The sequence below is a fragment of the uncultured Methanobrevibacter sp. genome (assembly GCF_946184425.1).
Classification (GTDB): Archaea; Methanobacteriota; Methanobacteria; order Methanobacteriales; family Methanobacteriaceae; genus Methanocatella.
The window spans coordinates 76,581-88,025 of the sequence record NZ_CAMHFP010000004.1 but is presented as its reverse complement, the minus strand read 5'-3'; the positions used below and the strand labels follow the sequence as shown (position 1 = coordinate 88,025).

General features: G+C 32.5%; 8 protein-coding genes. 2 read left to right on the top strand and 6 right to left on the bottom strand.

The genetic code is table 11. From position 1 onward, the window contains the following. The first annotated feature begins 179 nt into the window (after positions 1-179). Complete coding sequence (locus Q0P94_RS01485) at positions 180-1,481, top strand: cobalamin-dependent protein (RefSeq protein WP_295112962.1); 1,302 nt, start codon at positions 180-182, stop codon at positions 1,479-1,481. Here the strand turns inward: Q0P94_RS01485 and Q0P94_RS01480 are convergent. The 4 genes from Q0P94_RS01480 to Q0P94_RS01465 all read right to left on the bottom strand — a co-directional run bounded on the left by Q0P94_RS01480 (position 1,478) and on the right by Q0P94_RS01465 (position 4,657). After that, positions 1,478-1,912 (bottom strand): hypothetical protein, encoded by a 435-nt coding sequence (locus Q0P94_RS01480; RefSeq protein WP_295112959.1) that lies wholly within the window; start codon positions 1,910-1,912, stop codon positions 1,478-1,480. The two genes, Q0P94_RS01485 and Q0P94_RS01480, sit on opposite strands and share 4 nt — an antisense overlap. Further along, positions 1,905-3,887: an AAA family ATPase gene (locus Q0P94_RS01475; RefSeq protein WP_295112956.1), complete on the bottom strand. Its 1,983-nt coding sequence runs from the start codon at positions 3,885-3,887 to the stop codon at positions 1,905-1,907. The genes Q0P94_RS01480 and Q0P94_RS01475 overlap by 8 nt, the downstream gene beginning before the upstream one ends. Beyond that, positions 3,887-4,066, bottom strand: coding sequence for a hypothetical protein (locus Q0P94_RS01470; RefSeq protein ID WP_295112953.1), 180 nt, complete (start codon positions 4,064-4,066; stop codon positions 3,887-3,889). The genes Q0P94_RS01475 and Q0P94_RS01470 overlap by 1 nt, the downstream gene beginning before the upstream one ends. Positions 4,067-4,531: 465 nt before the next feature. After that, the gene (locus tag Q0P94_RS01465) at positions 4,532-4,657 is read right to left on the bottom strand and encodes a hypothetical protein (RefSeq protein ID WP_295112950.1); all 126 of its coding nucleotides are present in this window, start codon (positions 4,655-4,657) and stop codon (positions 4,532-4,534) included. Between the two features lie 280 nt (positions 4,658-4,937). On the opposite strand from Q0P94_RS01465, the gene Q0P94_RS01460 reads away from it, so the two are divergent. Next, a complete protein-coding gene (locus Q0P94_RS01460) occupies positions 4,938-5,222 on the top strand; it encodes a hypothetical protein (protein ID WP_295112947.1) in 285 nt (94 codons plus the stop codon). Between the two features lie 4 nt (positions 5,223-5,226). Here the strand turns inward: Q0P94_RS01460 and Q0P94_RS01455 are convergent, their stop codons facing one another. Then, positions 5,227-6,231 (bottom strand): hypothetical protein, encoded by a 1,005-nt coding sequence (locus Q0P94_RS01455; protein ID WP_295112944.1) that lies wholly within the window; start codon positions 6,229-6,231, stop codon positions 5,227-5,229. Between the two features lie 280 nt (positions 6,232-6,511). After that, positions 6,512-11,143: an Ig-like domain repeat protein gene (locus tag Q0P94_RS01450; protein WP_295112941.1), complete on the bottom strand. Its 4,632-nt coding sequence runs from the start codon at positions 11,141-11,143 to the stop codon at positions 6,512-6,514. Between the last annotated feature and the right edge of the window lie 302 nt (positions 11,144-11,445).

Sequence of the window (11,445 nt, the reverse complement as noted above, 5' to 3'; positions counted from 1 at the left end):
TATTAATGATCTCAAAAAGATCAAAATAATTATTGATTTTATTAATAAATATAATAAAAATTAATCTTATAAATAAAATTAAAGTACCATCCATATTGATCTTGCCATGAAAAAAAATTTAAATAAAATTAATTGGATAAAATAATACATAATTTATTTAATAATTCTGGAGAAAAATAATGGAATTTAAAGATTGGATATCGGAAGACACAAAAAATGTTTTACTTATAGAACCCAACTTCCCTATTCCAAATAAAAGCAGAAATCATTCTAATTTTTTACCAATTGGTCTTTTAAAAATAGCATCATATCTTAAAAGTAAAGATATTAATGTTAAATTAATACGTTTCGAGGAACAAAAAAACAATGATTACAATCAAACAACATTCGACATTTTGCCCAAAGATGAATACATACCTGATTTAATTTGCGTTACTTCCATATTCACATACTGGTCAGAATATGTGAAAAATGCAGTTTTATTTTATAAAAATAAATTTAAAGGAGTTCCAATACTGGTAGGGGGCGTTTATGCATCATTAATGCCAGAACATTGTAAAAAATACACCGGATGTACAGATGTTATTCAGGGCCCAATATCAGAAGCAGAAAATATAATCCCCGATTATAGCCTTGTTGATGTTGATTATCAAATAATACATACAAGTAGAGGATGCATACGAAAATGTGGATTCTGCGGGACATACATTATAGAACCTAATTGGGTATGTAAAAAATCAATTAAAGACGAAATTATCAAGAAAAAATTAGTATTTTATGACAATAATCTTTTAGCAAATAAATATATTGAAAATATCCTTGAAGAGCTAATTGAATTAAAAAAAGAGAAAAAAATAAGTTATTTAGAATCACAATCTGGTTTTGATGGGAGAATTCTTAGAAAAAAACCCCATTTAGCAAAAATGCTAAAAGATGCAGGATTTAAAAATCCAAAAATTGCATGGGACTATGGAATAGTTCAAGCACCAAAAATTAAAGAACAAATTGACTTATTAATTGATGCTGGTTTTACATCTAAAGAAATTTCAATATTTATGATATACAATTATGAACCAAATTATGAAGAAATGGAAGAAAAAAGAGTCAAATGTGCAGAATGGGGAGTTCAAATAACCGATTGCCGCTATAGACCATTAGATGCCACATTTGATAATTATAGTTCCTACAAAAGAAATCAAGGTCCTGAAGATTATTATATTCATGAAAAATGCGGATGGACAGATCAAAAAATAAGAAAATTTCGAAGAAATATTAGAAGACATAACATCTGCATGAGACATGAAGTTGATTATCATTCTACAATTCTTGAAAGAAAGCAAGTACCTCAAGAAGATGCCAAAAAATACCGAAATATGAACTATGAAGAAGTTAAAAAATATTTACCTGATGCATGGAACCCATTATTATATCACGATGCATCGGAACAAGACTATTATAAAATAAATAAAAAGAAGAATTAACTTTCTCCCAAATATTTATCATAAAACTTTAAAAGCTCATCTTCCATATCATCTAAAATTTTGTTGCGTTTATTTAAAACTTCAGAATTTATTAACTCAATACCTGTTTTTGCATATTCCTCACAAATTGTAAAGTATTTATTTTCATCAGTTAAAACATCAATAGATTTTTCTTCATCTGAAGCAATCGCCATCATCAAATAACGAAGGTTGGTTCCATCAATTGTAGATTTACGAACCCTTCCTATGGCACCATCACCCAATTCAGTCCTTATGCCCAATTTTTTACCTTTTATAAGAGCAATAGAAAATAAATCTATGATACTTAATTTTTTAAATGGGGTTGAAGATGCAATTAAATTAGTATAAATTTCATTATCTTCATCATCATATGTTAAACGTCTACCTTCTGTTCCTTTTGCTCTAGCCATCTAAAACCACCCTTGATTCTTTTCCATCTTCAGAGTTATTCCATTCAATTGTGTATTCCTTACCAACATGATCCAATAAGGTTTCCCTAAAATCATCAGTATATTCTGTGCTGGTAACAAGTAAAACAATTTGTTTTCCACCGACAAATTGAGGTAAGAATTCTGCAATATTATGCCTCATATCCACATCCAGATTTCCCAATGGAGTATCCATAACAATTGGCAATTCAAATCCCGATACATTATGCAATGCAGACATGAAACAAAGACCTAAACATAATTTCTCCCCATCTGACAAATCTCCAGGTCTTTCTTCTTTACCAGTTCTATTTTTAACAAAAACACCATAATTTTGATCCAAACGTATATCTACAAATTCATCATCTTTCCATTGAATTTTAATGAATTTTTCTTTAGTTAGATTTTCAATTTTAAGTCTCATATTTTCTGTTAATTCAGATCTAACAGTTTTTGCAGCATCGATTGCATTTCGTGTGAAATTTATCTTTTTATTATATTCTTCAAGTTCAATTTGCATTTTTGCTTCTTGAGTCTGAACTTTTTTCCATTTGCCTATTTTTTTCCTAATTGAACTAATTTCTGATTCACAGCGCCCCATATTTCGTTCATGATTCCTGATTTCTTTTTCATAGGAAGTTTTTAGTGAAGTTAATTCTTTTATCCTATCCTCGGAATATTTTTCAAGAAATGCCCTAATAGTTTTTCTTTCTTCAATCATTTCATCTAAATCGGCTTCATTTTCGGCAATTATTTGTTTATACTCTTTTAAATCAGCTTTAAAAGATTTTAAATCTTTCAATATTACTTCTTTTACATGTGCAATAGCTAAAGTTATCTCTTCAGATTTATCAGTCAAAGGGTTTGTTTCTTCAAGCAATGCCTCAATAGCTTTTCTGTGAGCAGTATCAGTTTTTAAATCAGCACCACAAATACAAATTCCCTCTTTAAGCATATCTTCTAAAAATCCTCTTTTAAATTTAGGAGGAATGAATCCTTTTTTCCGTGTGGATTCTCCATATTTTAGGAAATGAGTGAAATAATTATAAGACAACATATAAGGATAAGTTTCCAAAATCAATTTTCTTCTTTTTTCTTTAGCAGAATTAACATTAGATTTTGCTTTTTTAATTCTCCTTTTTAATTCCTTATCTCTTTTTGATTTTTCACTAACTTCATTAACATTAGATTTCATTAATTCTTCTTCCACAATTTTCAATTCATTTGAAAATTCTTTTAATTTATTTTTAGATGTTTCTAAAGAAGTTTCATAAATATTAACTTGAGAATTTAAATTTGAAATTTCCTCATTAGCCCTACCCAATACAGGAGCAATATCCTTTTGTTTTTTGATATACCTTTCTTCAACATTTTTTAGATTATTGTTTAATGTTAAAATCAAGTTTAACTGAGATAATTCCAACACGGCGTCTTTTATCTTTTTATTAGATGTGTTTTGAAAATATTCACTTAATCTTGCACCATCAAAAAAGAAATAGTCTTCAATATCTTTTGGAATTCTGCTTTCAACAATATAAACCGCATTATCTTCAGTTATTACAAAATCATCTCCATCCTGAGTTATTACTTCAAAAGTATCTCCAAATGCATCTGCAATTAAATCATCATTTGTCTTATGAAATTTTCTAGAACGTCTGAAAGATAAAATTTCATCATTCTCATCAATAAATTCCATTTCAACACAAACCAAAATATCAGAATTGTTTTCTGCTAATTTTAATGATTTGTTATTGCATATGCTCATTGAAGAATCATCCTTATAATCGTGAATCTCTTCACCATACAAACACCAACTTAAAGCATTCAATAATGTTGTTTTACCAGTACCGTTATTCCCTTTAATTACAGTGAAATTTTCATTAGAATCTCTAGCAAAATCTATTACAATATCACGATATTGCCTATAATTCTTAATTATAACTTTATTGAGATCCATTATCTTTGCTCCTTAATAGATTTAGTTATAATACGATCATATTCTTTAAAATAATGTTTATAATCTGCTTTATATCGTTTTAACTCCAAAGTCAAAGTTTGAATTAAAAAAAGCTTTACTTCATCATCAAATTCATCATTATTTCGAATAAAATCTATGATTTCTGTATTCAACCTCATTTAATCACCAACAACATACCCCTTAAACACATAAAATGGATTTTACTGCAAAATTGCATCATTCATTAAATATAAATCTATTTAAAAAAGTATTTAAATATGTTTATATTATGGTTAACTGATTAATAAAAGAAATAAAAAAAGAATAGTTATTGACCAATTTAACTAAATTCGTATAAAATCACCACCAGTGTATTTTTTGGAATATTCATTAGAAAATTAACAAAAAAATTCAATGAAAACAACAGCTATGCAAAATAGAAAAAAATAATTAAAAGGAGTTAAAACTCCTATCTAATATATAAAATGACTTTTCTGATAATCTTTTTGTAGTAAGAATTTCCCACAAAGCTTACCAATCCAACAAATGTTCCCTTTTTGGCCAGTTGGGTAATCTTGAATACCACTAGCCCCAGGTGTTTGTTTTGGCAACATACGTTTAGCCGCCGACCTTTAAGGTAACCTTCATTTTTTCATGCCCTTGTTGTTATTGTCCCTTAATCCGACTATGTAGCTTTTGATTTTCAGACTGCATTTGAATGTTTTCTTGACAGCGACCAGTTTAGGAGTTGCCTTCAGAACAGTTACCATTAGAAATCATAGGCACCAAATTTACCAGTTACCTCAATAGTCACCAGAGTTGAAATTGCAGGCAAATATGCCGCCCGTTAGAGTTGGTACGCAGCTGATAATGTTTGAAAAGATTCATATCAATATTTCCAATATCGACAGGTAAAGGATAATTTGAAATAGCATTACCTCGGTAATCCTTTACGAGTATTTTAAACTCCTAATGAAAGAAGAAACTTTATCTGATTTAAATTAAGAGAAAAAGATATAAATATATATTAAATAATAAGAGGATGAAAACATGGATTACGCAGAAGAATTCAAAAATGCAATTGAGGCAAATGATGGCGACAAGGCGGCAGACATTCTGATTAAGTGGCGAGACCGTGAAGATGCAAACAACAAATACGCTTTTGTAATATTTGACGGAATGCCACCTTCAGAGCTTCGCTACACTGAACTTGTGGAATGGATGAAACAGGCAAAAGAGATGGAAGCCAAAAACCCTTCCCTGAAAGCATGGTATGCAACAACTGCACTGAATGTTGTCACAATCAACCTGCAGGAATATGGGCTCCCGGAATAGCTGACTATTCATCAAGCATATGTTGGGGGATGTCTGCAACATCTCCGCAGCCATCACATTTCAAATCATAGAAAAACCAGTCAAACTGCTTGTTGTAGTGGCTTCCCACAATGGAATACTTTCCTCCACATTTCTTGCATATAAGATACTGTTCCTTTTCATATGCATGGAACTTATCCCACAAACCCATATCTCTAATTTTATCTTTGCCTCGAATTTTAACTGTTTGCTCATTGGCATAGTGGGCAATTTTAAAGAGCATCTCTTTATCGTCGATATGGTCTATTAACTCCGCCATATTACTGTAATCTGTATTAATTAATATATCAGTAAGTAATGTGTTATCCGTGATTTTTCGAGCCGCTTCAAGTGAGGCCTCACTGTCACTGTCATTCAGGGCTATGTCAGCCAAAATGGAATTATCATCGATAAGGCTGATTGCAGATTTGCGTCTGGAAATATCAAGCGAGGAATCCTTGGAGATGTTTATAAGCTGAGCCTTTTGCTCTTTTTCTTTTTTGACCATTATCTCCTGCAACTCTGTTAATGATCTCAGTTTAATGTTTTTCACTGCTTTTCGTATCACAAGATATTTTGTGAAAGGATAAGCTCTTTTTATACCATAAATGCTAAAGGTATAACATTGAAATACAATTAGAATATTTTCAGCCGAATAATGTCCTGTATGGCAGTTGTCATGCATTTCTCTATATTTCTTCACAAGACGCTCCTCATTTTCCGCCCGCTCCTTTTCAGAGTTGAAAAACAGGTAATATATTTTAAAATAATCTCGCCCTGTTTTAGTTCTTATGGTCCTTTCCACATATATATTGCTGATGCGTCTATCTTTAATCTGTATAACTCGTTTAACTCTTCCGGAAGCACTGAATTTCATCTCTTCATAATTCTCGTGTGAGCAATGTTCCTTTTCCCAAGGGTTTTCAAATGAATTATGAATTTTAGTTGTAAAAAAATCAAAATCCTCTGTGTGATAATCAACATGATACAAAAATCTATGAGAAAAAAAGAGGATAATGCCAAGCGGTATTAAAAGTGTCAAATAATGGCACAATATAAATAAATTGGGTTTTAGATAAACTTGATTTGGAAAAATATTTATCAAAATCCAAGAGATAATGCCTATAAAAAACAAAACTGGTCCAACAGTTCTAAAAAAATCCCCGTATGTTTTAAAAATATTTGTCATAAATATCACCATAAAATACAAAATATTTTGTTGCTTGTAAACTTGGATGTCATTAAAAAAAAAAAAGGAGAAAATGAATCTCCTATCTGACATATAATCTGACTTTTTTGATGACCTTATTATAGTAGGAATTTCCCGCATAGGAAATTGACGCTACGAATGTGCCCTTTTTAACCAGTTTGGTAATCTTGAATGTTGCAATACCTCTGGCATTGGTTTTGGCAACATAGTTCTTACCGCCAACCTTCAAAACAAGCCTCACGTTTTTCATCGGCTTATTGGTATTGCTTTTTAAGGCCACATTATATACTTTGGTTTTTACTGTGCGCTTAAAGACCTTGTTTAATGCAACGAATTTAGGGGTTGCCTTGTTAACTGTAATCCATATGAATCCATAGTCCCCGCCACTGTAAATATCTGCCTCATAGTCATTTGGCATAGGATTAAAGCTAATTATCACTTGGCCTTTTGAATTGGTTTTTATACTGTAAGATTTATAAAAACTTCCAAATTCTATTGACACATCGATTTTAACCAATTGGTTTGCAACAGGTTTGCCTTTGCCGTCCTTAACAGTAATTATTAATTTTTTAGAGTCACCATAAACTTTTACAAAATCATTTACAAAAATTCTAATTACCTGCTCGACAGTCAACTTGAATGATTTTGTTTCATTGCTTGAAGGGTTGACTGCATTTACATTATAAGTTCCGGGATTCAGATTGACTCTCAGTGATGCGACACCGTTGCTGTTTGTTGTAGCACTGTAAAGAGAATTTCCGATTTTAAAGCTGACCTTGGCATTTGAAAGTGCAATTCCGGCAGTGTTTAAAAAAGTTGCCTTAAGATATGAGCTTCCATAGTCATAAGTCAAATCAGATACGGAAATTGTAGATTTAACAGTTATTTTGGATGTAACTGACTTGCCGGCGTACTGGAATGTAAGAGTATATGTTCCGGGATTTAAATCAATTATAAAGTCTGAAAAACCTTCACTGTCTGTTGTAAAAGTATAAGTTTTATCCTCAAATAGACATTTGACTGCTGCACCTGCAACAGGTTCTCCGTTATCGGTTAGTCTAATTGACATTTTTTTTGCAGAGCTGTAATATTTGGTAAAATCAGGAGCTGAAATAACAAAATCGTGTGCGGCGACGGTAAATGATATTGTGGATGACTTGGATGAATACACGTTGCTGTCACCTGCATAACTTACATATGCATGGTATGTGCCGTCATTAAGTGTTAATGTTAATGTGGCTTTTCCGTTGCTGATAAGTGATGTAAAATTAACTTGATTTCCCCCAACAGTGAAAATCACATTTCCTGTGGATGCAGAAGGTGTTAATGTTGCAGTTAATGTCACTTTATCGCCGCTTTTAGCTGACGTAATTGAAATTACGGAAGATGCCTTTTTCACAGTCAGCTTAAATGATTTTGTTTCAGTATTTTGAGGATTTATTGCATATACTGTGTATGTTCCCACATTCAGTTTGACGGAAGTTGATGCAACACCGTTACTGTTGGTTGTAGCCAGATACTCAGTATTTCCAATCTTGAATTTAACCTGAGTGTTTGAAAGCGCATTTCCGGCAGTGTTTAAAAAAGTTGCCTTAAGATATGAGCTTCCATAATCATAAGTCAAATCAGATACGGAAATTGTGGATTTAACAGTTATTTTGGAAGACAGTGATTTGCCACCATATTCTGATGTGACGTCATATGATCCAGGAGCCAAATCAATATCAGCATAAGCAAAACCGTCACTTCCTGTTGTAACTGTTTTGGTTGTTGTGCCAATAGTGTATTTGACGACTGCACCGCTTACAGTCTTGCCGTTATTGGTGATGCGAATGGAAAACATGTCAGAAGATCCGTAGTACTTGATTAGGTCGGAAGCGGAAATAACTATTATACCTGAAGAGTCGATTACATTGAAAGTGAAACTGACCTGGTTGGACGAATAGAGATTATTTTTGTACTGTGCCTTTAAAGTATGGGTTCCAATAGTGTTGAAACTAACTTTAAAACTGGCTTTGCCGTTTATGACTGGTGTATAATATGTCTTATCGTCAATATTGACTGTTACAAAACCTCTGTTTATTTGGGCATTGTCTAAATTGAAATTGACAGTGATTTTTTCATTGACATTGATACTTGTAAACTTGTCTGAGTTTAATTTAACTTCATTCAGAGCCAAAGGAGTAGTGAATGCCTTGATGCATGCCACTTTAGGTGAATCATGATAATTATATAAATTGCACCATCCGCTACCCAAATCAATATATGAAATCCCGTCTTCGAAAGTTCCCAAGTTAAATATGCTGGCTGTGGACATTGGAATGTACTTTATACCTGAATTTAAATTTTTAATGCATATTGTAAACTCATCTCCTTTTGACAGTAAAGTTTTGGTTTTAAATGGAATTGTATAATATCCCGCAGGACTGTATCCTCTTTGGGTTAAAACCAGTGCATTTCCCTTGTAGACAGTTACCTCATAGCTTGTAGGTTCTTTAAAAATTGTTGAAAATGCTGACAGGATTTCATTTTCCTGTGCAAAAAAGATATTCTTATACTTTACGTCGCTGCTTGATGATGAATCAAAGAAATTAAATCCTCCTAAATCATACTGATAGTTTCTCACATAGCTTTCAGTGTCATTGAATATATATGTATAAATATAATGGAATTCCTCGTCATCAGCTCTGAAAGGTCTTTCATACGACATGTAGACATAACCGTCATCTTCGGTATCAAAACCCCAGCTGTTTTTAACAATCCATGCACCTTTTGCATAATTGCCGAAATAATCATTGCCGTTAAATTTATCATTCCATCCAACTAGAGTAATTGCATGATATCCGGTATCCCAAGCGGTACTTGCTGCAACTGCACCATAGTCCATTATTGCCCTTTTGATTGCATTGTTATCAGAGGAATCCTTTCTAACAGGCAGGAAATAAACATTCTGAACATGCAAAATAGGTGAATAGATACTGGACAATGCTGAATAATCATCATAAACATCTGCAGAATCATAAATCGGACCTAACCAGTCAGTGAAATATCCGAATGCAATTGAATCTACTCCCCCATCGTTCGGATAGCGGTCTGTTCCAACCAAAGAGTACCTTGCCATGAGATTTTTAATGTTTTCTTCTGAAAAATCAAATTCAATCCCTGTTGCTTTTTTAAGACATATTTCCAATGTTGCAATGCTTGCAAAAGCCCAGCAATTACCTCCATACATCTGATTTTTGACAGGAGTCACATAACCATAATCCCTTGAATCGTAGGATGCAGGAATGGTGCTTTGAGATTGTGGTGAATAATTGATTACAGGTGCTATAACATTGCTTCCAATATCAAACAATGTAGTGTTGAATACCTCAATATTTGTCAGCCCAGTATTTTCGTTATTACTAATTAATGTGTTGTATCTTGCAAAGATATACAGGCCATTGGAATTTATAAAGACATTGTTGTATAAATCAACCATATCTGCAAGATAGCTGCATATTGCATTGCCATAAACGGCAGAAGAACTTTTGAAATTAGAATGATAGATATACATGGAATTATACATATTGAAAATAGATCCGCCGTAATTAGCAGTGTTGTTTTGGAAATTGGTGTTTGAAACTGATATATATCCGCCCAAGCTACATATTGCACCTCCAAAATCAGCACGACCATTTGTAAAGCTGGATTTTGAAATGGTGAATTCAGTCCTTTCGCCATATATGGCACCGCCTGAATCAGTCAATGAATTATAATTCAAAAAGTTAGTGTTTTCAATTTCCAGAACCGTTAATTGACAGGCTATTGCTCCCCCAAAACCATATGCCCGGGACGTGGTAAAATTGGAATCGGTAATTGTGAGTTCGCCGTTTTCACTATAGATTGCACCACCATATCTTGCATTGCTTTTGGAAAATGAAGATTTTGAAATGGTCAGATCAGAATTCAAACTGTAAATTGCGCCTCCGGACCTGTTTGCTGATGAATCAGAAAAAACGCAATTGGTAATAATGATATTTGTATAGTTTGCAGCAATGACTCCACCATGTCTTGCGTGATTTGCATCGAAATAACAATTGTTGAGGTTTATATTGCAGACCTCATATTCTGTTGGTGCATCACTGAATATTACTCCTCCGCAGGAAAAATCAGAAAATGTTGAATACTCCGGAGAATAATCACAGACTGAATTTTTAAACACCACATTATCAGCATTCAAATCTCCGTTATTTATTATATGACCGTAGTCAAATGTCAAATCATTTAGGATTAACTTGGAATTTGATGAAACTGTCAGGTCAAAATAATAAGATGCAATGGATTTGATAATTGTATTTTCCCTGCTTTGACCTATAAAAGTTGTTGTTGAGCTAATTTTTCCAGAACCGGAATAAGAATAAATTCCATTAGCAAAATAAGCGGTCATTCCTGAGGTTATTCTATTGTCGTATAAATATTTATATGGGCTTGATTTTGTACCTGTACCGTCACTTTTTGCTGATGCATCAAAATATACTGTTTGTCCTGCATTTAATGCCTCAGAACCAGTATCGTCAAGTATCTCCCCTTCTGAACTGGTAAGTGAAAGCTCAGAAGCATTCTCTAAGACCGCTTCAATATTGCTCCCACTGTTGTTATAGCTGTCACCGGTTGAGTTAAAATCACTTGCACAAACCGACGAAATTGCCATTAAGAATATGATTAAGGTGAAAATTAATTTTTTATTGAACATGATATATATTCTATTTTATAAATTATATAACTCAAATAAAGCAGTCTCTTTCATTTGTGTATCTTATTTCTGACAAACTAAAATAGAAAGTTCATAGGTAAAAATATGGAACCCTAAGAGTTACCACCAATCCATAGGCATTGTAAGATATCTGCTTCATTAATCATGGATGTTCATAAGGTTATTGTGATATCCAGGTTTATATGAGGCATCAAAACTAAACAGACAGATATCCATTAAACAAGAATATATAATTTAAA

Coding starts and splice junctions, on each gene's coding strand:
- Q0P94_RS01485 (WP_295112962.1), top strand. CDS start 180: ATGGAATTTAAAGATTGGATATCGGAAGACACAAAAAATGTTTTACTT.
- Q0P94_RS01480 (WP_295112959.1), bottom strand. CDS start 1,912: ATGGCTAGAGCAAAAGGAACAGAAGGTAGACGTTTAACATATGATGAT.
- Q0P94_RS01475 (WP_295112956.1), bottom strand. CDS start 3,887: ATGGATCTCAATAAAGTTATAATTAAGAATTATAGGCAATATCGTGAT.
- Q0P94_RS01470 (WP_295112953.1), bottom strand. CDS start 4,066: ATGAGGTTGAATACAGAAATCATAGATTTTATTCGAAATAATGATGAA.
- Q0P94_RS01465 (WP_295112950.1), bottom strand. CDS start 4,657: ATGGTAACTGTTCTGAAGGCAACTCCTAAACTGGTCGCTGTCAAGAAA.
- Q0P94_RS01460 (WP_295112947.1), top strand. CDS start 4,938: ATGGATTACGCAGAAGAATTCAAAAATGCAATTGAGGCAAATGATGGC.
- Q0P94_RS01450 (WP_295112941.1), bottom strand. CDS start 11,143: ATGGCAATTTCGTCGGTTTGTGCAAGTGATTTTAACTCAACCGGTGAC.